The sequence below is a fragment of the Shinella yambaruensis genome (assembly GCF_022899355.1).
GTDB classification, from domain to species: domain Bacteria; phylum Pseudomonadota; class Alphaproteobacteria; order Rhizobiales; family Rhizobiaceae; genus Shinella; species Shinella yambaruensis.
Genome location: NZ_JALJCK010000002.1, coordinates 553,374 through 577,323, shown reverse-complemented (window position 1 = coordinate 577,323; position 23,950 = coordinate 553,374). Strand labels below are relative to the sequence as shown.

Sequence of the window (23,950 nt, the reverse complement as noted above, 5' to 3'; positions counted from 1 at the left end):
CCCATGACGAACACCATGCCGACGGTGCCGGAACGGCTTGTGGCCTTCCTGCCGAACCTCAGACGCTTCGCGATCTCGCTCTGCCGGTCGCGGGAGCTGGCCGACGACCTGGTGCAGGCGGCCTGCGAGCGGGCGATCCTCGCGGCAGACAGCTTTGCGCCCGACAGCCGCTTCGACGCCTGGATGTTCCGCATCCTGCGCAATCTGTGGATCGACCACCTGCGCCGCCAGAAGACCGCCGGCCCGCACGACGACATCGAGGAGGCGCGCGACGTCTCCGTGCCGTCGGGCGAGGCGGCCGCCCATGCGCGGATGGATCTCGCCGGGGTGGCCGCCGCCCTGCAGAAGCTGCCGGCCGAGCAGCGTGAAGTGCTGGTCCTGGTCTGCGTCGAGGACATGAGCTACCGCGATGCCGCCGAGGTGCTGGCCATTCCGATCGGCACGGTGATGAGCCGCCTTGCCCGCGCCCGGAAAAATTTGATGGAGCTCACGGGAATAAGTTTCGGCGAAGGGCGTTCGTCCGATACGAAAGGCGGCGTTCTATGAGCAAACAGGCATTCGACGACGAAACATTGATGGCCTTCGCCGACGGCGAACTGGACGAGGCGCGGAGCCTCGCGCTGGAAGAAGCGCTGGCCGAAGACGAGGCCCTCGCCGAACGGCTCGCCGTCTTCCTCGACAGCCGCCGGCTGGTCGGCGATGCCCTCAAGCCGCTGATCGACGAACCGGTGCCCGAAGCGCTCGCCGCCTCGGTGCGCCGCATGGTGCAGGAGGCCGGGGAGAAGACGGCGCCGCCGCAGGACAATGTCGTCTCCTTCCCCGCAAGGCCGCAGCCGGAGGCCGGCCGGGCGGCGGCACGGCGCTGGCTCATGCCGATCGCGGCAAGCCTCGTGGCATTGGTCACCGGCGTCGTCGGCTTCACGCTCGGACGCATGGGGCCATCCGTCCCCGATGCCGGCGCGGAAATCGCCGCCGCCCTCGACCGCGAGGCGTCCGGCCGGGATGTGACGCTCGGCACCGCCGTGCTGCATGTCGTCGCCACCTTCCGCGACGAGCGGGGCGAGCTCTGCCGGGAATACAGGCTGACGCAGCCGGCAAGCAGCACGCAGACCGTCGCCTGCCGCCAGGACGGCGCCTGGACGACGCGGCTCGCGCTGACGACGCCGCTGGCCGAAGGCTATGTGCCCGCCTCCGCGCAGGAGACCGTCGACGCCTACCTCGCCTCCATCCAGGCCGGCGCGCCGCTGTCCGCCGAAGAGGAGCGCAAGGCGCTTTCCCCCTGAAACGAGGGACCTGCTGACGTCCCTTTCGGGCCGGGTATGCAGAAGGCCATCGCCCTTCCCGTCCCCTATGGCAAGAGAATTCGACGTTGCCGTTCTCCCTTCTCCCCACGGGGAGAAGGTGGCCCGAAGGGTCGGATGAGGGGGTGGCTCCGCCGGGTCGTCTGCGCTTCCGACCTCCCCCTCATCCGCCTGCTGGCACCTTCTCCCCGCGGGGGAGAAGGAAGATGAGGCAACGATTTCCTATCTCGATGGCCTGCTCCCATGAGGAGGGCTCAGCCTGCGGGGCATCCTTGACGCCAAAAGACTGACGGATAGCCGCACCGCTGGCGGAGGAGACGCCCGCAGGCAGAGGGCGGCTTCCCATGTGATTGCGCGCCATTCGAAAAGGGCGTGCGGAACATCACATGGGTTGATATCAATCCATTATTGACACATACCGACCGTATGGTATGTTAACGACATGTCCAGACCAACCAAACACGCACCCGAACGCGGCAACGCACGAACCCGGCTCCTGGAGGCGGCGCGCGACATCATCCGTGAGAAGGGTTTTGCCGCAACCAGCGTCGAGGATCTCTGCAAGGCCGCCGATGTCACCAAGGGTGCCTTCTTCCATCACTTCGCCAGCAAGGAGGCGCTCGGCGTGGCGGTGGCCGAGTTCTGGGCGGAGACGACGACGGCCTACTTCGCCGCCGCGCCCTATCATGCACCGGACGACGCGCTGGCCCGGATCCTTGCCTATGTCGCCTTCCGCAAGGCGATCATCACGGGCGCGCTGAAGGATTTCACCTGCCTCGTCGGGACGATGGCGCAGGAAGTCCATGCGAGCGCGCCCGACATTCGCGATGCCTGCGGCCGCAGCATCTTCGGCCATACGGCGACGCTGGAGGCCGATATCGAGACGGCACGGCGGGAACGCGGCATCACGGCGGACTGGTCGGCCGAGAGCCTGGCGCGGCACATGCAGGCCGTTCTGCAGGGCGGTTTCGTCCTCGCCAAGGCCGGCAACGACCCTGTGCTCGCGCGCGAAAGCCTCGATCACCTGGAGCGATACATACGACACCTGTTCAACGCCATGGAGGATGACGCACATGATGAGAACGACCCGGATCGGCTGCGCCTGCGGACAGACGCGCCTTGAACTGCGGGGAAGCCCGATCCTCGTTTCCGAATGCCTGTGCAACAGTTGCCGGGCCGCCGCCGGCAGGCTCGCCGTCCTTCCCGGCGCAAGGAACACCCTGACCGCCTATCAGGCGACGCCCACGGCGGAGTACCGCAAGGACCGGGTGGAAATCCTCTCCGGCGCGGAAAACCTCCGGGAATTCCGCCTCTCCCGCACCGCCGGCTCGCGCCGGGTGATCGCGGCCTGCTGCAACACGCCGGTCTTCCTGGAGATGAAGGGCGCGCACTGGCTGAGCCTCTACCTGCATCTGTGGCCGGAGGAGATACGGCCGAAGGCGGCGTTCCGCACGATGACCGGCGACCTTGCCGACCCCTCCGGCCTGCCGGCCGACATGCCGAACCTCAAGACCCATACCGTCGCCTTCTATGCCAGGCTTCTGGCGGCATGGATCGCCATGGGCTTCCGCAATCCGAAAATCACCGTGGGAGGAACCATCGATGCCTGAGAAGATCGAAATCGAGAACGTCAACATTCCCGGCCGCACGGAGCGGGTGGACCGCACGAAATACACGGCGATGCGCAAGGCGCTGCTCGCCGCCCTGCCGCACACTGCGCCCGGCATGACCGTGGCCGAGGCCCAGGCGGCCCTCCTGCCCTTCCTCTCGGAAACGGACTTTCCGGAACGGCAGAAGGCGGGCTGGTGGATGAAGGCCGTGCAGCTCGACCTCGAGGCGAAGGGCCTCATCCGACGCGCGCCGCACAAGCCGGTCCATCTCTACCGGATCGCTCCCGCCACCGCCGACTGAAGGCCGCGGCCGGGCGACGGCATGTCCCGACATTTTTTCGAGATGCCGGGAATAGACCGCGCCCGGCGCCGTTCCTCCCCCATCGAACGATGAGGAGAACAGCGATGGCACTCGCCCTTCTGAAGAAGCCGCAGCCCCGGTTGACCTTCCTCTGCCGCAAGGAGGACGAGGGCGTCATCCCCGCCCCCGTGCGCGCCAAGACGGCCCTGCCCGACTGGTTCCGCAAGCTGCCGCCCGTCGATGCCGCCCATGTCTCGCCGAACAACAGCGGCCTGACGGTGAAACGCTGCATGCCCTTCCTCGACGCCATGGCGGCAGGCTGGGTCATCGGGCTTGCCGGCACCGTGCGCATGGAGATCTCCGACGGCGGGAGGACCGTGGATTGCGGCTGGGATTTCGATCGCACGCTGGTCAGCAACCATGCCAGCCACCAGGTCGCCGGCAATCCGCGCGAGCCCCTGCCGCCCTGCAAGTTCCACAACTACTGGACCATCCGCACGCCGCCCGGCTGGAGCTGCCTCTTCGTGCCGCCGCTCAACCGGCCGAACGGCGTCTTCGAGGTCGTTTCGGGCGTCGTCGATACCGACACCTACCAGTCGGAAATCCACTTTCCGTTCTTCGCCACCGGCGAAGACGGCCTGCATGTGCTGGAGCGCGGCACGCCCCTCGTGCAGGTCATCCCCTTCCGCCGCGAGACGTCAGACCTCGACGCCGACATCCGCGCCGAACGCGAGGCAGAAGGGGTCGTCCGCAAGACGATCCTGCGCAAGACGCTCGCCGCCGACGGCTGGTACCGCAAGTTCGCGCGCGCCCAGCGATAGGACCGAAGAGACAACCGCTCTTCCCACCGCCGCTGCCGCACGCAGCAGCGGCGAAGCCGCATGGGGTGGAATGGTGCGCTATAGCATTGAAAAATAACTCATTTTTCATGGAATAGATGTCCTGGCCCACCGTTCCTCCTGTGCAGCCGGCAAGGCTGCCATTCAAAGGAGACATGCCATGAAGAAACTCATCGCAATCCTCGGCGCCCTGCTCGTGGCCGGTGCCGCCGCGCCGGCGCCGGCCGTCGCCGACGACCCGGTCCACCGCTTCCTGCAGAAGATGGTGCGCAGCAGCAAGGCGAGCCATGTCCGCTCCGGCCGCGACCGGGACGACGACCGCCGGGGCAGCTGGAATTCCAACCGCAACTCCAACAGCTCGTCGAATTCCTCGCGGAATTCCAACTCGAATTCGAGCTCCAACTCGTCGAGCAATTCCAACTCGAACAGCTCGTCGAACTCTTCCAGCAATTCGAGTTCGAACTCGTCGTCGAACTCCTCCTCCAACTCCTCGTCGAACTCGTCTTCCGACGACGATTGAGCACCAGTCTGAAGGACCGAAGGGAGGGCGGAGCCTGTGCTTCCGCAATCCCCCTTCCCGCACCCCACGCCGGCCGGCCGGCGTGGGGGACTTTTCCACCCCCGAAGCGTACCCGCCGGGCAGATCGCCGGCACGGTGGAAAGGGGTCGCCACGCGCCTGCGCAGCCAGCTCGCTCCGTTATCCACCATCGCCGTCCAAAGGACCTTTCGCCCGCTTTACTTTACCGACCAGACGGTATAGTAATTTTTCGTGCTCAACGCAGTGTGGGAGGAAACACGGTGCAGCTGGATGGATTTCTGAGAACGACGGCGCTGGTCGGCGCCGTCCTGTGGGGTGGCTCTGCAACAGCGGCGGAAGTGTCGATCTTCTGCAGCTCGGCCGGCGCCGAGCTCGAGCTTTGCCAGTCGGCCTCCGAGGCCTGGGCGAAGGAGACCGGCAACACGGTCAAGATCAACAAGATGCCGGCGAACTGGGGCGAGGCCCTGCCGCTCTACCAGCAGCTTCTCGCCGGCAAGTCGGGCGACATCGACGTGCTGACGCTCGACAACATCTGGGTCGGCGCGCTCGCCGCCCACCTCGTCGACCTCAAGGAGAAGGTCCCGGCGGAGGAGCTTTCGGCGCATTTCGAGGCGGCGCTCGCCGACAGCACCATCGAGGGCAAGCTGCTCGCCATGCCCTGGTTCGTCGATGCCGGCCTGATGTTCTACCGCAAGGACCTGCTTGAAAAATACGGCAAGGCCGAACCGAAGACCTGGGCGGAACTGACCGAGACGGCAAAGTCCATCCAGGAACAGGAACGCGCCGACGGCAACAAGGACATGTGGGGCTATGTCTGGCAGGGCCGCGCCTATGAGGGGCTGACCTGCGATGCGCTCGAATGGGTCGCCTCCTATGGCGGCGGCACCTTCATCTCGCCGGACGGCGAGATCACCGCGAACAATCCGAAGGCCGTCGAGGCGCTGGAACTCGCCCGCACCTGGATCGGCGGCATCAGCCCGGAAGGCGTGCTCAACTATGACGAGGAAGGCTCGCGCGGCGTCTTCGAGGCCGGCAACTCCATCTTCCACCGCAACTGGGGTTATGTCTGGGGCACCAGCCAGGCGGAGGGCTCCTCGCTGCTCGGCAAGGTCGGCGTGATGGCGCTGCCGGTTGGCGCGGAAGGCGAGAAATCGAGCGGCTGCTACGGCGCCGGCCTTCTCGGCGTATCGAAATATGCCGACGACGTCGATGCCGCCGTCAGCCTCGTGCAGTACCTCACCAGCGCCAGCGAGCAGAAACGCCGCGCTTTGCAGGGCTACAGCCCGACGCTGAAGGCGCTCTACCAGGACGCGGAGATCATCGAGAAGAATCCCTCGCTGCGTTTTGCCGAGAAGGCCTATGCGGAAAGCGCCTCGCGGCCGTCGCAGGTCACGGGCGCCTCCTACAACCGCGTCTCGCAGCGCATCTTCAACGGCGTGCACAACGTGCTGAGCGGCAAGGAAAGCGCCGCCGACGCGCTCGCCAAGGTGAGCAGCGATCTGGAACGGCTGAAGAAGCGCGGCTGGTAACGGTCCGGACGCCTTTCCGGGGAAAGCCGGGAAGGCGCCGTCTTTCTGTTTTATGCGGTTCCGGAAGCGAGATCGCCGCCGGGGCCGTTCTGGAAACCCAAGGAAAAGACAGTGAATATCGCGATCGCACCGTGCTGCTGGGGCGTCTACTGGCCCACCGGCAACGACCTCGGCTGGACCGATTACCTCGACCGCATCGTCGCGGCCGGATACCGGCATACCGAACTCGGCCCCTACGGCTACTTCTCCACCGATCCCGAGGTGCTTTCGCACGAACTGAACCGCCGTGGCCTCTCCGTGGTCGCGGCGGCCCATGTCCATACGCTGGCCGATGCCGCCACCGCGGACGCCCTCACGGAACGGACGCACCAGATCTGCACGCTGCTTTCGGCCGTCGGCGGCACGCATTTCATCCTGATGGACGAGTCGGAATTCTACCCGAAGGACCGGATGGGCATCGTCGGCGAGGACGGCTGGCGCGCCGTCGTCGAGCAGACCCTGCTTTCAGCCCGGATCGTGCGCGACTACGGCCTGCACTTCAGTTTCCACCCGCATGTCGGCACCTGCGTGGAGCATGAGGACCAGATCGAGCGACTTCTCGCGGAGACCGATCCCGGTCTCGTCGGCCTCTGCCTCGATACCGGCCACCACGCCTATTGGAAGGCCGATCCGAAGGCGTTCTTCCTGCGCCACAAGGCGCGCATCAACGCCATCCATCTCAAGAACGTCGACGGCGCCTTCCGCGATAAGGTTCTGGCGCAGAACATCCATTGCGACCGTGCCTTCGAGGACGGCATCATGACCGATCTCGACCGCGGTGCGGTCGAGATCGCCGATTTCATGCGGACGCTGCTGGCGAGCGGCTATGACGGCCCGCTGGTCGTCGAACAGGACCTTGCGCCGAACCATCCCGAGACGCCGGAGGCGATCGCCGCGCGGAACTTCGCCTTCGTCTCGGCTTTGCTTGCGGAGCGGACCGGCCGATGAAGACCATGATCCACGACACGCCCGAGGCGATCGGCGCGCATCTTTCGGCCCGCATCCTCGCGGAAATCGGCGCCGCCAATGCCGCCGGCCGGCCCTATGTGCTCGGCTGCCCGGGCGGGCGCAGCCCGACGCCGGTCTATCAGGCGCTGGAGCGCCAGCTGACCGCCGCCCCCGTCGACTGCTCCCGTCTCGTGATCGCGATGATGGACGAATACCTGCTGCCGGACGGCGATGGCTTCAGTCCGCCCGCCGCCTCCGCGCATTATTCCTGCCGCGGCTTCGGAGCGCGCGAGATCGTCGGGCGTATCAACCGGGCACTGCCGGACGCCCTGCGCATGCCCGAGACGAATTTCCGCATGCCCTCCCTCACCGATCCCGCGGCCTATGACGGCGAGCTCGCGACCCTTGGCGGCATCGACCTGTTCCTGCTCGCGTCCGGCGCCGGCGACGGCCATATCGCCTTCAACCCGCCGGGTTCCGCACGCGACAGCCGCACGCGCATCGTCACGCTCGCCGAGCAGACACGGCGCGACAACCTTGCGACCTTCCCGGACTTCCGCGGGATCGAAGAGGTGCCGACCCACGGCCTCACCATCGGCATCGGCTCCATCGCCACGCTTTCGAAGGCCGTCGCGATGATCGTCTGGGGCGACGGCAAGCGCGAGGCCTTCTGCCGTCTTTCGGCCGCGACGGCCTACGATCCATCCTGGCCGGCGACCATCCTTGCCGAATGCCGGAACGGCGAGCTCCATGCCGACGCGGCCGCCGGGGCGCGGCCATGACACGGCACGCGATCGGCATCGATGTCGGCGGCACCAAGACGAAGGCCTGCATCGTCCGGCTTTCGGACGGCGCGGTCGTCGCCGAGCGCACGGAGGCGACGCTTTGCCAGAACGGCGGCGCCGCCGTGCTCGACCTCGTCTGCGATCTCGTGGCGGCCATGCAGGATCGCGCGGACGCGCAAGACCTCGACATCGCAGCCCTCGGCATCTGCCTGCCGGAACTCGTGACGCGGGACGGCGAGCCGGCCTCGGCCTGGAATTTCGACTGGCGCGGCCTCGACTACCGTGCCCGCCTTGGCGCCTTCGCCCCCTTGCACATCGACAGCGACGTGCGCGCCGCCGCCTTCGCCGAGGGCTGGATGGGTGCCGGCAGGGGCGTCGATCCCTTCGTCTACGCCACCATCTCCACCGGCCTTTCCCATTCGCTGGTCATCGGCGGCGCGCCCTATGAAGGCGCCCGCGGCTTCGCCATCCATTTCTCCGGCAGCGATATCGTCGCCTTCGACGGTGAGGGCCGCGCGGTGCGGCACAATCTCGAGCTCTTTGCCGGCGGCAAGGCGCTCGGCGAGCGCTACGGCGCGCTCACCGGCCGCCCCGACGCCTCGGCGCGCGCGCTGTTCGAGGCGGAGGCGACGGACCCGCGGGCGGCAGCGATGGTCGCCGATGCGCTCCTTTCGCTTTCCTCCTATCTCGGCCAGCTCGTCAACACGCTCGACCCCGCCATGCTCGTCCTCGGCGGCGGCATCGGCAGCGACCCCAAGGTGACCCCGCGGCTTGCGGCGCTGACGCGCGGCTTCATCTGGGCGGAGGGAGCGCGGGACATGCCGATCGTGCCGAGCCTCATCGGTGACACGGCCTGCGCCATCGGCGTTGCGGCACTCGCGGCCCGGGCGAGCGGCACGATCGCGGAAAAGACAATCAGCAAGATGGAACGGCCATGAGCGGTATAGATCTCATCAATGTCGTCAAACGGTTCGGCGCGCTGACGGTCATCGACGGCGTGGACCTTGCGATTGCCGAGGGCGAGTTCGTCGTCTTCGTCGGCCCTTCGGGCTGCGGCAAGTCCACGCTGCTGCGCATGATCGCGGGGCTGGAGGAGATCTCCGACGGCGAGCTGCGCATCGCCGGCAGCCGCATGAACGAGACGCCGCCGGCAAAACGCAACATCGCCATGGTCTTCCAGTCCTACGCGCTCTATCCGCACATGAATGTCGAGCGCAATCTCGGCTTCGCGCTGGAGACCGCCCGGCTTCCCGCCGCCGAAATCCGCGAGCGCGTGACGAAGGCGGCGAAATTCCTCAAGATCGACCACCTGCTCGACCGCCGCCCGGCGCAGCTTTCCGGCGGCCAGCAGCAGCGCGTCGCCATCGGCCGCGCCCTCGTGCGCCAGCAGAAGCTCTTCCTGTTCGACGAGCCGCTGTCCAACCTCGATGCGGACCTGCGCATGGAGATGCGCGTGGAGATCGCCCGCATCCACCGCGAGGTGAAGGCCACCACCGTCTACGTCACGCACGACCAGATGGAGGCGATGACACTCGCCGACCGCATCGTCGTGCTGAAGGACGGCCGCATCGCGCAGGTCGGCACGCCGATGGAACTCTACGAGCGCCCGGCAAACCGCTTCGTCGCGGGCTTCATCGGCTCGCCGCGCATGAATTTCCTGCCGGGCATGCTGGTGCGCGAGGGCGAGGAGAGCGTGCTGTCGCTTGCCGGCGGTCGCCATCGCCTCTCCGCCCACGACTATGCGGGCGATGTCAGCCTCGGCATCCGGCCGGAAGACCTGATCCTCGGCGGGGGCGATGCAACGCTGGAGGCCGAGGTCCTGCTCGTCGAGCCGCTGGGCGGCGAATCCCTCGTCCATCTCAATGTCGGCGACGGCCGCTCGATCGTCGCCAAGGCGCAGGGCAGGCCGGAGATCCGGCCGGGCGCCACCACGGTCGTCGGCTGGAACCACACGCGCGCGCATCTCTTCGACAAGGACGAGCGCGCTCTCAACCCGAGGGGTGCATGACATGGCCACGGGAGCGATACGCATCGGCCTCAATGCCAAGCGGGCGCGCACGGCCTGGCTGTTCCTCGCGCCGAGCCTTCTCGTGCTCTTCGCCGTGGCGCTCTGGCCGCTCGGGCGGACCTTCCTCTTCTCCTTCACCGACGCCTTCCTCACCGAGCCCGACATCTACGCCTATATCGGCCTCGAGAACTATTTCACGCTGTTCGAGGATGCGCTGTGGTGGCAGTCGGTCCGCAACACGCTCTATTTCACGGTCGTGTCGGTCTCCATCGAGACGGCGCTGGGGCTTGCCATCGCGCTGCTGCTGAACGCCCACATGTCCGGCCGCGGTTTCATGCGCGCGGTCATTCTCATTCCCTGGTCCATTCCCGTCGTCGTCAGCGCGCGCATGTGGCAGTGGATGCTGCACGACCAGTTCGGCATCCTCAACCATGTGCTGAAGCTCATGGGCGTCATCGACCACGGCATCGCCTGGACGGCCAATCCCGATCTCGTCATGCCCGTCATCATCGCCGTCGACGTCTGGATCACCACGCCCTTCATGGTGCTGCTCATCCTCGCCGGCCTGCAGATGCTGCCGAAGAGCATCTACGAGGCCGCCTCGATCGACGGCGTGTCGGAATGGCGGCAATTCACCGCGCTCACCCTGCCGCTGCTTGCGCCCAGCATCGCCGTCGCCGTGCTTTTCCGGCTGCTCGATGCGCTGCGCATGTTCGACCTCAGCTTCGTGCTGTCCTCGAACAGCGACGACACGAAGACCGTGTCGATCTATGCCCGCGAGGTGCTGGTCAATTTCCAGGACATGGGCGTCGGCTCGGCGGCGAGCGCCGCGATCTTCCTGATGATCGCCGTGGTGACGGCGATCTACGTGACCGTCTTCCGGCTCAACCGCAAGCTCCTGGGGGTGTGACATGGTGCGCAGTGCAACGGGCAGGCGCCTTCACCGCATCGCGATCTACGGGCTCTTCGCCGTGGTCGCGCTCTACACGCTGTTTCCCTTCTACTGGATGATCGCCTCCTCGCTGAAATCCGGCCAGGCGATCTTCGACGTCACCTTCCTGCCGGACCTGAAGTTCAACAATTACGAGGCGATCCTGTCGGACGGCGTGTTCCTGCGCAGCCTCCTGAACTCCCTCATCGTTGCGGCTTCCGTCGTGGCGCTCTCGCTGGGGCTGGCGATCGCGGCGGCCTATGCGCTCGGCCGCATCGATTTCCGGGGCCGCTCGCCGATCATGTTCCTCTTCCTCGCCGTCTCGATGTTCCCGCAGATCGCGCTGCTCTCCGGCCTCTTCGAGATGATCCGCTGGCTCGGCCTCTACAACACGCTCGGCTCGCTGATCTTCGCCTACATGATCTTCACGCTGCCCTTCAACATCTGGGTGCTGACCACCTTCATGCGCAGCCTGCCGCGGCAGATCGAGGAAGCGGCGATCATGGACGGCTGCTCGCCGCTGCGCATCGTGCGCTGCATCTTCCTGCCGATGATGGGGCCGGCGCTGATCTCGACGGGCCTGCTCGCCTTCATCGCCTCGTGGAACGAGTTCCTCTTCGCGCTCACCTTCATCCTGACGGACGAGAACCGCACGGTGCCGGTCGCGATCGCCCTCATCTCCGGCTCCAGCCGCTACGAGTTCCCCTATGGCGCGATCATGGCCGCATCGACCATCGTCACCGTGCCGCTGATCGTGATGGCGCTGCTCTTCCAGAAATACATCGTCTCCGGCCTCACCGCCGGAGCGGTCAAGGGTTAGGCCCCTTGCGGGGCAGAAAGGTCTTTTCCATGCGTATCGTCCGTGTCGGCCTCATCGGCCTTGGCGAGGTGAGCCAGCTCATGCACCTGCCGATCCTTGCCGATCACCGCCATCTCTTCGAGGTCGCCGGCGTCTTCGACGTCTCGCCGAGCCTCACCGCCCATTGTGCCGGCCGCTATCCCGGGGCGCGCGCCTATGAGAGCGCCGAAGCGCTGCTCGCGGCGTCCGACATCGACGCCGTCTTCATCCTGACGCCCGACCAGACGCACCGTCACTATCTCGACCTGGCGCTGAAGGCCGGCAAGGACGTCTTCCTCGAAAAGCCCGCCTGCCTGACGCTCGGCGAGATCGACGACGTCCGGCCGCTTGCCGAAAAATCCGGCCGCCTCGTCTTCGTCGCCTATATGCGGCGCTATTCGGCAAGCTTCCTGAAGGCCAAGGAGATGATGCCGGCACAGGAGGCGCTGCGCTATGTGCGCGTGCGCGACCTCATCTGCGAAGGCCCGTTCTTCATCCGCCAGACGCGCAACATCTTCTATCCTGATGATCTCGACGGCGCCTTCCTCGCAAAGTCCCGCGCCGAGACCGGGGCGCTGCTGCGCGACGTCGCCGGCAAGGACGCCTCGCCCAGCCTGATGCGCGCCTACCAGGTGCTGACCGGCCTCTCCTCGCACAGCCTCTCGGCCATGCGCGAGCTGATCGGCCTGCCGCAGCGGGTCATCGCCGCCCACCACAAGCAGAACGGCGAGCAGATCGTCGCGCTCTTCGACTACGGCCATTTCACCGCGATCTACGAGGCGCTGATCGACAATGTCGCGCGCTTCGATGCCCGCATCGAGGTCTACTCCGACCGCCGCCGCCTCAGCTTCGGCTACGACACGCCTTACATCCGCAACCTGCCGACCACGCTGGAAGTCACGGACTCGACCGACACCGAGACCGAGACCCGCACTTTCGGCCCGAACTACACCGATCCCTTCGCCATCGAGCTGCGCGCCTTCCACGACCATCTGGTGAACGGCACGACGCCCAAGACGACGCTCGACGACTCCCGCCAGGACCTCGCCCTGATGGCCGAAATCGTCGGTCGCCTGCGCGAAAGTTCGTCGCTATAGCGGGAAGACCAGCAACAGCATCGGGGTTCGACATGGCAAGACGTGGCACCGCACGGGAACGCATCCTCAGCGCCGCCGAGGAGATCGTCGTCAACGAGGGCGTCTCCTCGCTCACCTTCGACAAGGTGGCGGAGGTGACGGGGCTCTCCAAGGGCGGCATCCTCTACCACTTCGCCAGCAAGGATGCGCTGGTGCGCGCCATGGTCGAGCGCTTCGTCTATCGCTTCGAGACCGGTCTTTCCGGCATCGAGGGCGAGGACGAGGAGCCGCATGGCCGCTACACCCGCGCCTATGTGAAGGCGACGATGGGCGGGGCCGCCAGCACCGGCGACCAGTACGACCGGCTCGGCGCCAGCATCACGGCGGCGCTGTCGAACTTTCCCGACCTGCTCGAAATCGTCCACCAGCAGAACATCCGCTGCCAGGCCGCCGTCGAGACGGACGGCCTCGATCCCGTCGAAGCGACGATCATCCGCCTCGCCATCGAGGGCATGTGGATGGCCGAGGTGTTCAACGTCATGCATCTCGATCCCGCCATGAAGCAGGCCGTCATCGACCGGCTCATCGCGCGCACCCGTCCAGTGGGCGCCGCCCCCTAGCTTGCCACTATCTGAAAAGGAGTTTTCCATGGGCTACAAGCCGTCCCCCCGCCCCGTCTTCGACCGGCCGAGCCACATTCCCTATGCCGGCGTGACGCGCCATCTGTGGGGCGAGGAGAATGCCGGCCTCGTCGACGACTGGATCTATGCCTCCACGGAAAACATCCACCAGATCGTCTTCGGCATGCAGCCGGGCGGCTGCTTCAAGCACACCGATGCCTTCCGCACCATCTTCGGCGCGGACGAGCTGCTTTACGTGATCAGCGGCACGCTCGGCCTTGCCAATCCGGAAACGGGCGAGGTCTGCATCGCCAAGCCCGGCGAGGCGCTGTTCTTCCGCAAGGACACCTGGCATCACGGCTTCAACCTCAGCGAGGAGCAGGTGCGCGTGCTCGAATTCTTCGCCCCGCCGCCGGCCAAGGGCACATCCGGCCCCTACGCCCGCACCAAGCCGCTGCTTTCGGAAAACCGCTACATCCAGGACGAATTCCTCGGCCGCTGGCCGATGGAGGCGGCGGCACAGGAGAAGTCCCGCACCATCCATCCCAAGCGCGATGCGGACATGCTCTGGAGCCTCGATGCGGAGACGCAGGGCGCCTATACCGGCTTCTACTGCGCGACGGACCAGCTGACGGTCGGCAAGACGACGGTGCTCGGCGGCAAGCGCACCCGCATCGAGCGCCACAAGGGCGACGAATGCCTCTATGTCGTCTCCGGCGTGCTCAACATCCACATCCCGGATGCCGAAGGCCAGGCCTGGTTCGAGCTCAATCCGCGCGACGGCTTCTACATCCCCGCCGGCTTCGACCACCAGTATTTCAACATGTCGCACACGCCCTGCGAATTCGTCTTCGGCGTGGCGCCGGATTTTTGATTGGAAAGTGGGCTCTCGAAGACCGAGAGCCGTCAACTCGATGATAAGCATCACCCCAAGCACTCCGTCATCCTCGGGCGCGCCCCGAGGATCCACGCGGCACCCGCGGCTGTGGATGGTCGGGTCAAGCCCGACCACGACGGAGGAGAGGTATGCGGGTTTCGTCCCTGACAGGCTGCCGAAAACCGGGAGCCGGCATCCAATCAGCCTTCGAACACCATCAGCACGTCGCCGGCCTGGAGGTAGTCGCCTTCCTTCACGCGCAGCCTGAGCCGCCCAGCCTTCGGCGCGAGAACCTGCGTTTCCATCTTCATCGCCTCCATGACCGCCACGAGGTCGCCTTCCGCGACGGTGGCGCCGTCGGCGATCTTGAAGGCCTGCAGCGTGCCGGAAACCGGGGCCGTTATGCCATCCTCGGCGGGCCGTCCGCCCTTGCCCGCGGCCGATGCGCTGCCCTGCCCCGTCGCGCCGAGGCCGGCGAGCAGAAGGCTCGGCAGGGCGATCGACACGCGCCTGCCGTCGATTTCGATATGGGTGCGGACCAGCGTCGGATCGTCGGCCGGCTCGGGCCGGGCCATGGCCTCGGGCATGGCGGCGAAATCGGTCTCGATCCAGCGGGTATGCACCTTGAAGCCGTCCGTGCCGATGAAATCCGCCGTGTCGATGGCAGCGCGGTGGAACGGCAGGACCGTCGCGACGCCCTCTATGCGGAACTCCTTCAGCGCGCGTCGGGCGCGGCGCAGGGCCTCCTCGCGCGTCGCGCCGGTCACGATCAGCTTGGCGACCAGCGAATCGAAGACGCCGGGCACGGTGGAACCTGTAACGACGCCGCTGTCGAGGCGCACGCCCGGGCCGGAGGGCGGATCGAACACGGTGATGGCGCCGGGCGTCGGCAGGAAGCCGCGGCCGGGGTCTTCCGCATTGATGCGGAACTCGATGGAATGGCCGCGCGGCTCCGGCGTTTCCAGCACACGCAGCGGCAGGCCCTCGGCGATGCGGAACTGCTCGATGACGAGGTCTATGCCGGTCGTCTCCTCCGTGACGGGATGCTCGACCTGGAGGCGGGTGTTCACCTCGAGGAAGGAGATCGTGCCGTCGACGCCGAGCAGGAACTCCACCGTGCCGGCGCCCGAATAGCCGGCAGCCGCGCAGATGGCCTTGGCAGCGGCGTGGATCTTCCGGCGCTGCTCGTCGGAGAGGAAGGGCGCCGGGGCCTCCTCGATGAGCTTCTGGTTGCGGCGCTGGGCCGAGCAGTCGCGGGTGCCGAGCACCAGCACGTTGCCATGCTTGTCGGCAATGACCTGCGCCTCGATATGGCGCGGCCGGTCGAGGAAGCGTTCCAAGAAACATTCGCCGCGGCCGAAGGCCGCCGTCGCCTCGCGCACGGCGGATTCGTAGAGGTCGGCGACCTCCTCCATCTTCCAGGCCACCTTGAGGCCGCGCCCGCCGCCGCCATGCGCCGCCTTGATGGCGACCGGCAGGCCGTGCCGTTCCGCAAACGCGACGACCTCGGTCGCCGAGGACACCGGGCCGTCGCTGCCCGCGACCAGCGGCGCGCCGACGCCCTGCGCGATGCGCCGTGCCTCGACCTTGTCGCCGAGCGCCTCGATGACGTCCGGATCGGGGCCGATCCAGATGAGGCCGGCGCCCTGCACGGCGCGCGCGAATTCGGCACGCTCGGAAAGGAAGCCGTAGCCCGGATGCACCGCATCTGCGCCGGCGCGCCTTGCGACTGCGATCAGCTTCTCGATATCGAGATAGGTTTCCGCCGGGCGCACGCCGCCAAGGCCGCAGGCTTCGTCGGCAAGGCGCACAAACAGCGCGTCCGCATCCGGATCCGCATAGACGGCGACCGACTGGAGTCCGTAATCACGGCAGGCGCGCACGATGCGCACGGCGATCTCGCCACGATTGGCAATCAGCACTTTCTTCATGGCAGTCCTCCTAGCGGGTCGCGGCGATGTCGGCGAAGGAGCCGATCGGGCGGAAACGGATTTTTGCGTTGATCGGGATCTGGCCGGCAAGGTCCAGATGGTATTCGGCGACGGCGCCGATGACGGGATAGCCGCCGGTCAGCGGATGGTCGGCAAGGAAGAGCACCGGCTGGCCGCTGTGCGGCACCTGGATGGCGCCCGTCGCCGTGCCTTCGCTCGGCAGTTCCGCGCTGTCCTTGCGCTCCAGCGGCACCTCGCCGGCAAGGCGGATGCCGACGCGGCTCGATTGCGGCGTGACCTGCCAGAGCTGGCTCGTCAGCGTCTCGATGCCCTTCTGCGTGAACCAGTCCGTGCGGGGGCCGAGCACCACGTCGAGCGTCACCACGTCGCCGGCCGAGGGCAGGTCGAAGGCGGGGAGTTCATCCGGCGAGACGCTCGCCAGCCCCTCCTTGCGGCCGCTCAGCGCCAGCACCGTCCCGGCCGTGACCGGCTCGGGACCGACGACGGCCAGCGTATCGGTCGCCGCGCTGCCGAGGACCGGCGCGACATCGAAGCCGCCGCGCACGGCAAGATAGGTGCGCATGCCCGCCTTCGGATGGCCGATCGTCACGACGTCGCCGGGCTCCAGCGCGATGGGCTGCAGAATCGAAAAGTCGTGGGCACGGCCGTCCGCATCGCGGACCGTCACGGGACAGGCGGCGCCGGCAAGGCCGATCACGGCGCGCACGTTGCTTTCGAAGGAGAAGCCGCCGAGCGTGAGTTCCAGCGCCGGCGTGTTGGCCGGATTGCCGACGATGCGGCCCGCGGAATTGAAGGCAGCGCGATCGAGCGCGCCGGAGGCGGAAACGCCCTGCCCCGTCTGGCCGAAACGGCCGAGATCCTGGAAGACCGCCGGCATGGGCGCGGCCAGCACCCTGAACTGCGGCGCATCCGCCGCGACGGTGCGGTCCGGCTTGACGGCCGGCTCGGGAATGCTGACGGTCCGGCCCGCGGCCTCCATGTCGAAGAAGCGCACGCGATAGCCGGGCTGGAACAGCGCGCCAGGCTCGCGGTCGATATCCCACATCCGGACCGGCGTCGTGCCGATGATCTGCCAGCCGCCGGGGCTCGCCTGCGGGTAGACGCCGCTGAAGGCGCCCGCAAGGGCCACCGAGCCGGCCGGAATGCGGGTGCGCGGGCTCTTGCGCCGCGGCACATGCAAGGCCGGATCGCCGCCGACGAGATAGCCGAAGCCCGGCGCAAAGCCGCAGAAGGCCACGGTGAATTCGCTTTCCGTATGCCGGCGCACGACCTCCTCGACGCTGAGGCGGGTCAGCTCGGCGACATCGCGCAGGTCCTCGCCGTCATAGCGCACGGGAATTTCGACCAGATGCTCCGACGGGGCGATCTTCGCCGAAAGGTCGCGGGTGCTGATCCGGGCCGAAAGATCCGCGGCCGTCACCTTTTCGGGATGGAAGCGGATCATCAGCGTGCGCGCGGCCGGCACCATCTCCTCGATGCCGTCGACGAGATCGGCCGTGAGCGCGGCGAAGAGGGCGAGCGTCTCGTCGAGATCGGCAAGCTCGACGAGGATGGTGGTCAGGCTGACGGGAAGAAAGCGCATCGAACCCTCACGCGTGATAGGCGGAATCGGGGATATCCGTGATGAACATGTGGCCCGGCGCATGGGTGATGGCGAAGGGCACGCCAGACGCCATCACGGCCGCCTGCGGGGTGACGCCGCAGGCCCAGAAGACCGGCACTTCGCCGGGCTCGATGCGCACCGCATCGCCGAAATCAGGCTTCGCAAGGTCGGCGATGCCGATTTCCTCGGGCGCCCCGACATGGACCGGTGCACCATGCACGGCCGGAAAGCGGCCGGAAATGGTTGCGGCGTCGGCGACGCGCGAGGCCGGGATCGGCCGCATGGAGACGACCATGTTGCCCTTGAGCCGGCCGGCGGGCCGGCAGGCCCTGTTGGTCAGGTACATCGGCACATTGGTCTTGTCCGTCATGTGGCGGATCTCGATGCCAGCCTCGACCATCGGCGTCTCGAAGGTGAAGGAGCAGCCGATGAGAAAGGCGACGAGATCGTCGCGCTCCGCCCAGGCGGCTGACGCGTCCGGCGTCTCCTCCGCGAGCCTGCCATCGCGCCAGATGCGGTAGAGCGGCAGGTCGGTGCGCAGGTCCGCGCCGGGCGCAAGCAGCGTCGTCGGCGAACCCGGATCGGAGACGTCGAGCACCGGGCAGGGCTTCGGGTTGCGCTGCGCATAGAGCAGGAAATCGAAGGCCCAGTCGCGCGGCAGCACGATCATGTTGGCCTGGGTGAAGCCCGGCGCGATGCCGGAGGTGGGCGCGACGAGCCCGCCTCGATAATCGGCCCGCGCCTTGCGGGCGGCCGTGGCGTCGGCATGGTCCAGGAAGGCGATGGGGATCGTCATGGCCGCTCCTTACGACTTGTCGGCGAAGGAGCGGATGGCGATGCCTTCCGCCTCGAAGCGGCGGCGGATTCCCTCTGCGATGGCGACCGCGCCGGGACTGTCGCCGTGCACGCAGATCGACTGTGCATCGATGCAGATCGTGCTGCCGTCGATGGCTTCGAGCGTCCCCTCGCGGGCGAGCTGCACCATGCGGTCGGCGATCTTCGCCGCGTCGTGCAGCACCGCGCCGGGCTCGCGGCGCGAGACGAGCTCGCCCTTCGGCGTATAGGCGCGGTCGGCGAAGGCCTCGGCGACGACGGCAAGGCCGGCCTTGCGGGCGAGGTCGAGGATCGGCGCATTGGCAAGGCCCATCAGGACCAGCGAAGGATCGACCGCCTTGATGCCGTCGATGACGGCCTGGCCCTGCCTGGCGTCATAGGCGATGCGATTGTAGAGCGCGCCGTGCGGCTTGACATAGCGCACCGTCGTTCCCGCCGCGGCGGCGACGCCCTTGATCGCACCGATCTGGTAGATCACGTCGGCGATCAGCTCCTCGGACGTCGCGTCTAGGTCGCGCCGGCCGAAGCCGACGCGGTCCGGATAGGAGACATGGGCGCCGATGACGACGCCGTTCTTCGCGGCCGCCTGCACCGTGCGGTAGATGCCGGCCGGATCGCCCGCATGGAAGCCGCAGGCGATGTTGGCGGAGGAGACGACGGCGAGCATCGCCGCATCGTCGCCCATGCGCCAGGCGCCGTAGCTTTCACCGAGATCGCTGTTGAGATCGATCGCTGCCATTGTTCCCTCCCCTTTTCCTTAGAGACCGAGCAGGCCGAAGATCGTGCCCGCCGACTTGTAGCCCATATACCATGTCAGCGCGCAGACCAGGACGCCAAGGGCGAGCAGCCAGCGCGGATAGCGATAGCCACCCATCAGGTCCTCGCGCTTCCAGGCGGCGAAGAGGAAGATGCTGAGGCCGATCGGCAGGATGAGGCCGTTGAGGCCGCCGACGAAGACCAGCATGGCGGCGGGCGGCGTGGTGATCAGCAGGTAGGAGACCAGCGAGATGGCGATGAAGACGACCGTCGCCATGTTGCGGGCGTGTTCGCTGATGTCCTGTTTGAAGACGGTGATGAAGGAGATCGAGGTATAGGCCGCGCCGATGACGCTGGTGATGGCCGCCGCCCAGAAGATGATGCCGAAGAGGCGCAGACCGACATCGCCGGCAGCGGCCTGGAAGGCCTGGGCGGCCGGGTTCGCCGCCTGGCTCGCCGTGTCGATGACGACGCCGCTGGCAACAACGCCGAGGATGGCGAGGAAGAGCACGTAGCGCATCAGGCCGGTCACGGCGATGCCGGTGAGCGCCGCGCGGGTGACGGCCGACAGGTGCTCCTGGCCGACCATGCCGCGGTCGAGCAGGCGGTGCGCGCCGGAATAGGTGATGTAACCGCCGACCGTGCCGCCGACGATGGTGGTGATCGTGGCGAAGTCGATCGTATCGGGCAGGACGGTCTGGAACAGCGCGTCACCCACCGGCGGGCCGGACACGAAGGCGACGTAAAGCGTCAGCACGATCATCAGGATGCCGGCGAAGACGATGAAGCGGTCGACCGCAAGGCCGGCACGCTTCGACAGGAAGATGCCGATCGAGAACACCGCGCTGATCGCCCCGCCGATCTTCGGATCGAGGCCGAAGACCGCATTGAGGCCGAGGCCGGTGCCGCCGATATTGCCGATGTTGAAGAACAGGCCGCCGACGATGACAAGAATGGCCAGAAGATAGCCCGAGCCGGGAATGGCGGCATTGGCGACATCGGAAGCGCGCATGCGCGTCAGCGTGACGATGCGCCAGATGTTCAGCTGAACGACGAAGTCGATTAGGATGGAGGCGAGGATGCCGAAGGCGAAGGCGGCGCCGAGCTTGGTGGTGAAGGTCGCCGTCTGCGTGATGAAGCCGGGGCCGATGGCGGAGGTCGCCATCAGGAAGATCGCGGCGACCAGCGCCGAACGACGGGACTTGACGGTGTGGATGCCCTGCGCGATCACACCCGCGCCGGCAGGCGCAGCTGCATTCTGTTCCATGAGATTTCTCCGCTCTCACACACCCGCCCCTCGCGAGTGATGCATCGTCAAATGATGAACCGTCACACAAAAATGTCAATATTGTTCAACAATATTTCTATATCGTTCCTTATTATTGCCGTTTTACCAATCACATAGCACGGGATTCGCCGCACTTTTCAGCCCCATTGCTCACCCATTCGTGCTATGGCCAGCTCGGAAAGAGGGCGCCCGAGGAAACGGAATCGGGCCGGGGAGACGACGATGACGGATGACGGAGAAGGCCTGCCGCTGGCGGATCGATTGGCGCGGCGCATTCGCACGCTGCTGATCTCGGGGGAACTCTCCCCCGGCCAGCGCCTGTCGGAAGCCGCCTTCAGCGACCGCTTCGACGTCTCGCGCAACTCGCTGCGCGAGGCCTTCCGCCTGCTCACCAAGGACGGGCTGCTGCGCCACGAGGCCAACCGCGGCGTCTTCGTCGCCGTGCCCTCCATGGCCTCGATCATCGACATCTACCGCGTGCGGCGCATGCTCGAATGCGGCTCACTGCGCCAGGCCTGGCAGCAGCACCCGGCGATCCGGGCGATGCGCGCGGCGGTGGAGATGGCGCGCGAGCGGCGTGCCGAAGGCGACTGGATCGGCGTCGGCAGCGCCAACATGATGTTCCATACCGCCGTCATCGACCTTTCCGACAGCGCGCGGCTCAACGAATTCTACGAGCGCATCTCGGCGGAACTACGCCTCTGCTTCGGGCTGCTCAACGACCCGGAGCACCTGCACTCCCCCTTCGTCGACATGAACGACGCCATCACGACGCTCGTCGAGACCAACCGGCCGCAGGAGGCCGCGGCGCAGATGGAGACCTATCTCAACCTTGCCGAACGCACGATGCTGAAGGCGCTGGAGCGGGCCTCCGAACTGGCCTGACGAGATCCGGTCCACGCGACGACAGCACGGCGCTTCCTTGCGATCCACGTCGGTCGTCAGAATGCCCAGGGATCGACGAGTTCGACGCCGGTGCCGGTAAAGTCCCGGATGTTGCGCGTCGCAAGCCGGCCGCCGTTGACGCGGGCGATCGCGGCGATCATGCCGTCGGGCGCCGTCATCGGGCGGCCTTCCCGTGCCGCCTGTCCCATGATCTCGCCATAGGCAAGGGCCGCCGCCTCCGTCAGGCCGAAGATCCGCCCGGCAAAGCGACGGCGCCATTCGGCCAGCCCCTGCTCCAGCCGGTCTGCCCGCTCGTCCGGCCTGATCTTCCGGATGCCGAAGGCGATCTCGGCAACCGTCACCGTCGACAACGCCAGTTCGGCGTCGAAACGCACGAGCCAGGCGAGCACGCTTTCCGATGGCGCCTTCTTCAAGGTCTCGGACACCACGTTCGTGTCGAGGAAGATCACAGGTCGAGCCCCTCGTGAGGCGTGCGATGTTCGCGGATCGCGGCTTCCAGATCGACCTCCGCGCCGAAATCGGCGGCAAGCCGCCGGTAGAAGCGGGCCGCCGGCTCGCTGCCGGTCTCCCGCACCGCATAGGCCTCCAGCGCCCGCTCGACGATATCGGCGATCGTGCGGTTTTCCCGCCGCGCGAGGCGGTGGGCGAGGTCGCGGGCGCGGGCGCTGCGGACGGAAAGCTGCGGTTCTGCCATGATGGCCTCCTTCGGCGGAAACATAGTGCCGCACCGCCTTGCCATCAAGATGGCAAGCGATGGCAAACCATCACCTCGTTGCCAGGATCGCTTCCGCCGCCTTTTCCGCGATCATGATCACCGGCGAATTGGTGTTGCCGGAGACGATGCTCGGCATGATCGAGGCGTCGACGACGCGCAGCCGGTTCAGGCCGTGCACGGCGAGATTCGTGTCCACCACCGCCATCGGGTCGCTGCCCATCTTGCAGGTGCCGACCGGGTGGAAGATGGTGGTGGCGATGTCGCCGGCCCGGCGGATCAGGTCCTCCTCGCTCTCGTATTCCCGGCCGGGCAGCATTTCCTGCGGGCGAAAGGGCGCGATGGCCCTGGTCTGCATGAGGCTGCGGGCATGGCGGATGGATTTCGCCGCAAGAAGCCGGTCGCCGGCCGTCGAAAGGTAGTTCGGGCGGATTTCCGGCGCCTCGGCAAGGGCGCGGGTCGTCACATGCACCGTGCCGCGGCTTTCCGGCCGGAGGTTGCAGACCGAAACGGTGACCGCCGGGTAGCGGTGCAGCGGCTCGCCGAGCCGGTCGGTGCTGAGCGGCTGGACGTGATATTCGAGGTCGGGCGTCGCGACGGCGGGATCGCTCCTGGCGAAGATGCCGAGCTGGCTCGGCGCCATGGAGAGCGGGCCGGAACGGGAAAACGCATATTGCAGCCCCATGCCGGCACGGCTGAAGAGGTTGTGGTAGAGCTGGTTCAGCGTGCGCGCGCCCTCGATCCGGAAGACCGTGCGGATCTGCAGGTGGTCCTGCAGGTTCTCGCCGACGCCGTTCAGTTCATGGCGCACGGGAATGCCGAGGGCGGAAAGCAGGCCCGGCCGGCCGATGCCCGACAGTTCCAGGATTTTCGGCGAATTGATCGCGCCGGCCGACAGCACCACCTCGCGCGTGGCGCGGGCAAGGCAGATGCGGCCCCGCAGGCGAAAGCGCACGCCGGTCGCCGTCCTGCCGTCGAATTCCACCCGCTCGGTCTCCGCCCCGGTCAGGACACGCAGGTTCGGCCGTTTCATCGCCGGCCGCAGGAAGGCCTTCGTGGTGTTCCAGCGCAGGCCGCCGCGCTGGTTGACCTCGAAATAGCCGGAGCCCTCGTTGTCGCCGTCGTTGAAATCGTCGGTCTTCGGAATGCCGAGTTCCTCGGCCGCATCGCGGAAGGCGTCGAGGATCGGCCAGGAGAGCCGCTGGCGTTCGACGCGCCATTCGCCGCCGGCCCCGTGCAGGGCGGATTTTCCACGGTAGTTGTCCTCCGACTTCAGGAAATAGGGCAGCACGTCGTCCCAGCCCCAGCCGGCATTGCCCGCCTGCCGCCAGCCGTCATAGTCGGCGGCCTGGCCGCGCATGTAGATCATGCCGTTGATCGACGAGCAGCCGCCGAGCACCTTTCCGCGCGGGTAGTTGAGCATACGGCCATTGAGGCCGGCCTCCGCGGCCGTCTTCATCATCCAGTCCGTGCGCGGATTGCCCATGCAATAGAGGTAGCCGATCGGCACATGGACCCAATGGTAGCGGTCCGAGCCGCCGGCCTCGATGAGCAGCACCCGGTTCTTCGGATCAGCCGAAAGCCGGTTCGCCAGAACGCAGCCGGCCGAGCCGGCGCCGACGACGATGAAGTCGTAGCTGCCCTCGTCCACCGGCATT

26 protein-coding genes are annotated in these 23,950 nt (G+C 67.0%); 18 read left to right on the top strand and 8 right to left on the bottom strand.

All coding sequences use genetic code 11. The features are described 5' to 3' along the window. Positions 1-3: 3 nt before the first annotated feature. From MUU56_RS06630 to MUU56_RS06550, 17 genes are all read left to right on the top strand, one after another. Positions 4-546, top strand: coding sequence for an RNA polymerase sigma factor (locus tag MUU56_RS06630; protein ID WP_244766514.1), 543 nt, complete (start codon positions 4-6; stop codon positions 544-546). Continuing rightward, entirely contained in the window at positions 543-1,283 is a 741-nt protein-coding gene (locus MUU56_RS06625) for an anti-sigma factor family protein (protein WP_244766513.1), read from the top strand. The genes MUU56_RS06630 and MUU56_RS06625 overlap by 4 nt, the downstream gene beginning before the upstream one ends. Positions 1,284-1,743: 460 nt before the next feature. Further along, complete coding sequence (locus tag MUU56_RS06620) at positions 1,744-2,424, top strand: TetR/AcrR family transcriptional regulator (protein WP_244766512.1); 681 nt, start codon at positions 1,744-1,746, stop codon at positions 2,422-2,424. Next, complete coding sequence (locus tag MUU56_RS06615) at positions 2,375-2,911, top strand: GFA family protein (protein WP_244766511.1); 537 nt, start codon at positions 2,375-2,377, stop codon at positions 2,909-2,911. The genes MUU56_RS06620 and MUU56_RS06615 overlap by 50 nt, the downstream gene beginning before the upstream one ends. Then, positions 2,904-3,212 (top strand): DUF6958 family protein, encoded by a 309-nt coding sequence (locus MUU56_RS06610; RefSeq protein ID WP_244766510.1) that lies wholly within the window; start codon positions 2,904-2,906, stop codon positions 3,210-3,212. Before MUU56_RS06615 ends, MUU56_RS06610 begins: the two co-directional genes overlap by 8 nt. A gap of 104 nt (positions 3,213-3,316) precedes the next feature. Beyond that, positions 3,317-4,033, top strand: a complete 717-nt coding sequence (locus MUU56_RS06605) for a DUF6065 family protein (RefSeq protein ID WP_244766509.1) — start codon at positions 3,317-3,319, stop codon at positions 4,031-4,033. Between the two features lie 178 nt (positions 4,034-4,211). Beyond that, positions 4,212-4,571, top strand: a complete 360-nt coding sequence (locus MUU56_RS06600) for a hypothetical protein (protein ID WP_244766508.1) — start codon at positions 4,212-4,214, stop codon at positions 4,569-4,571. A gap of 285 nt (positions 4,572-4,856) precedes the next feature. Next, the gene (locus MUU56_RS06595) at positions 4,857-6,119 is read left to right on the top strand and encodes an ABC transporter substrate-binding protein (RefSeq protein ID WP_280530971.1); all 1,263 of its coding nucleotides are present in this window, start codon (positions 4,857-4,859) and stop codon (positions 6,117-6,119) included. 111 nt (positions 6,120-6,230) lie between these two features. Beyond that, the gene (locus MUU56_RS06590; RefSeq protein WP_244766506.1) at positions 6,231-7,106 is read left to right on the top strand and encodes a sugar phosphate isomerase/epimerase family protein; all 876 of its coding nucleotides are present in this window, start codon (positions 6,231-6,233) and stop codon (positions 7,104-7,106) included. Next, positions 7,103-7,888, top strand: coding sequence for a 6-phosphogluconolactonase (locus tag MUU56_RS06585; RefSeq protein ID WP_244766505.1), 786 nt, complete (start codon positions 7,103-7,105; stop codon positions 7,886-7,888). The genes MUU56_RS06590 and MUU56_RS06585 overlap by 4 nt, the downstream gene beginning before the upstream one ends. Continuing rightward, entirely contained in the window at positions 7,885-8,829 is a 945-nt protein-coding gene (locus MUU56_RS06580; RefSeq protein ID WP_244766504.1) for an ROK family protein, read from the top strand. The genes MUU56_RS06585 and MUU56_RS06580 overlap by 4 nt, the downstream gene beginning before the upstream one ends. Next, on the top strand, positions 8,826-9,899 hold the full coding sequence (locus MUU56_RS06575) for an ABC transporter ATP-binding protein (protein WP_244766503.1): 1,074 nt from the start codon (positions 8,826-8,828) through the stop codon (positions 9,897-9,899). The genes MUU56_RS06580 and MUU56_RS06575 overlap by 4 nt, the downstream gene beginning before the upstream one ends. Position 9,900: 1 nt before the next feature. Beyond that, positions 9,901-10,809: a carbohydrate ABC transporter permease gene (locus MUU56_RS06570; RefSeq protein ID WP_244766502.1), complete on the top strand. Its 909-nt coding sequence runs from the start codon at positions 9,901-9,903 to the stop codon at positions 10,807-10,809. Between the two features lies 1 nt (position 10,810). Further along, positions 10,811-11,650 carry a carbohydrate ABC transporter permease gene (locus MUU56_RS06565; RefSeq protein WP_244766501.1) on the top strand — a complete coding sequence of 280 codons (840 nt, stop codon included), beginning with the start codon at positions 10,811-10,813 and terminating at the stop codon, positions 11,648-11,650. A 29-nt stretch (positions 11,651-11,679) separates the two neighbouring features. Next, a complete protein-coding gene (locus MUU56_RS06560; protein WP_244766500.1) occupies positions 11,680-12,765 on the top strand; it encodes a Gfo/Idh/MocA family protein in 1,086 nt (361 codons plus the stop codon). Positions 12,766-12,797: 32 nt separating this feature from the next. Continuing rightward, positions 12,798-13,364 carry a TetR/AcrR family transcriptional regulator gene (locus MUU56_RS06555; protein ID WP_244766499.1) on the top strand — a complete coding sequence of 189 codons (567 nt, stop codon included), beginning with the start codon at positions 12,798-12,800 and terminating at the stop codon, positions 13,362-13,364. 28 nt (positions 13,365-13,392) lie between these two features. Continuing rightward, positions 13,393-14,238 (top strand): cupin domain-containing protein, encoded by an 846-nt coding sequence (locus tag MUU56_RS06550; RefSeq protein ID WP_244766498.1) that lies wholly within the window; start codon positions 13,393-13,395, stop codon positions 14,236-14,238. 203 nt (positions 14,239-14,441) lie between these two features. On the opposite strand, the gene MUU56_RS06545 is transcribed toward MUU56_RS06550, so the two are convergent. From MUU56_RS06545 to MUU56_RS06525, 5 genes are read right to left on the bottom strand one after another with little or no spacing between them, the layout of a single operon-like run. Continuing rightward, a complete protein-coding gene (locus MUU56_RS06545; protein WP_244766497.1) occupies positions 14,442-16,172 on the bottom strand; it encodes an acetyl/propionyl/methylcrotonyl-CoA carboxylase subunit alpha in 1,731 nt (576 codons plus the stop codon). A gap of 10 nt (positions 16,173-16,182) precedes the next feature. Then, positions 16,183-17,775: a 5-oxoprolinase subunit B/C family protein gene (locus MUU56_RS06540; RefSeq protein WP_244766496.1), complete on the bottom strand. Its 1,593-nt coding sequence runs from the start codon at positions 17,773-17,775 to the stop codon at positions 16,183-16,185. A 7-nt stretch (positions 17,776-17,782) separates the two neighbouring features. Next, on the bottom strand, positions 17,783-18,592 hold the full coding sequence (locus tag MUU56_RS06535; protein WP_244766495.1) for a putative hydro-lyase: 810 nt from the start codon (positions 18,590-18,592) through the stop codon (positions 17,783-17,785). Between the two features lie 9 nt (positions 18,593-18,601). After that, on the bottom strand, positions 18,602-19,369 hold the full coding sequence (locus MUU56_RS06530) for a LamB/YcsF family protein (RefSeq protein WP_244766494.1): 768 nt from the start codon (positions 19,367-19,369) through the stop codon (positions 18,602-18,604). Between the two features lie 18 nt (positions 19,370-19,387). After that, positions 19,388-20,653: an NRAMP family divalent metal transporter gene (locus tag MUU56_RS06525; RefSeq protein ID WP_244766493.1), complete on the bottom strand. Its 1,266-nt coding sequence runs from the start codon at positions 20,651-20,653 to the stop codon at positions 19,388-19,390. 243 nt (positions 20,654-20,896) lie between these two features. On the opposite strand from MUU56_RS06525, the gene MUU56_RS06520 reads away from it, so the two are divergent. Then, positions 20,897-21,559 (top strand): GntR family transcriptional regulator, encoded by a 663-nt coding sequence (locus MUU56_RS06520; protein WP_244766492.1) that lies wholly within the window; start codon positions 20,897-20,899, stop codon positions 21,557-21,559. 56 nt (positions 21,560-21,615) lie between these two features. Here the strand turns inward: MUU56_RS06520 and MUU56_RS06515 are convergent, their stop codons facing one another. The 3 genes from MUU56_RS06515 to MUU56_RS06505 all read right to left on the bottom strand — a co-directional run bounded on the left by MUU56_RS06515 (position 21,616) and on the right by MUU56_RS06505 (position 23,949). Beyond that, on the bottom strand, positions 21,616-22,029 hold the full coding sequence (locus tag MUU56_RS06515) for a type II toxin-antitoxin system VapC family toxin (RefSeq protein ID WP_244766491.1): 414 nt from the start codon (positions 22,027-22,029) through the stop codon (positions 21,616-21,618). Next, the gene (locus tag MUU56_RS06510) at positions 22,026-22,274 is read right to left on the bottom strand and encodes a type II toxin-antitoxin system VapB family antitoxin (RefSeq protein WP_244766490.1); all 249 of its coding nucleotides are present in this window, start codon (positions 22,272-22,274) and stop codon (positions 22,026-22,028) included. Before MUU56_RS06510 ends, MUU56_RS06515 begins: the two co-directional genes overlap by 4 nt. Positions 22,275-22,344: 70 nt before the next feature. Further along, positions 22,345-23,949: a GMC family oxidoreductase gene (locus MUU56_RS06505; protein WP_244766656.1), complete on the bottom strand. Its 1,605-nt coding sequence runs from the start codon at positions 23,947-23,949 to the stop codon at positions 22,345-22,347. Position 23,950: the final 1 nt, after the last annotated feature.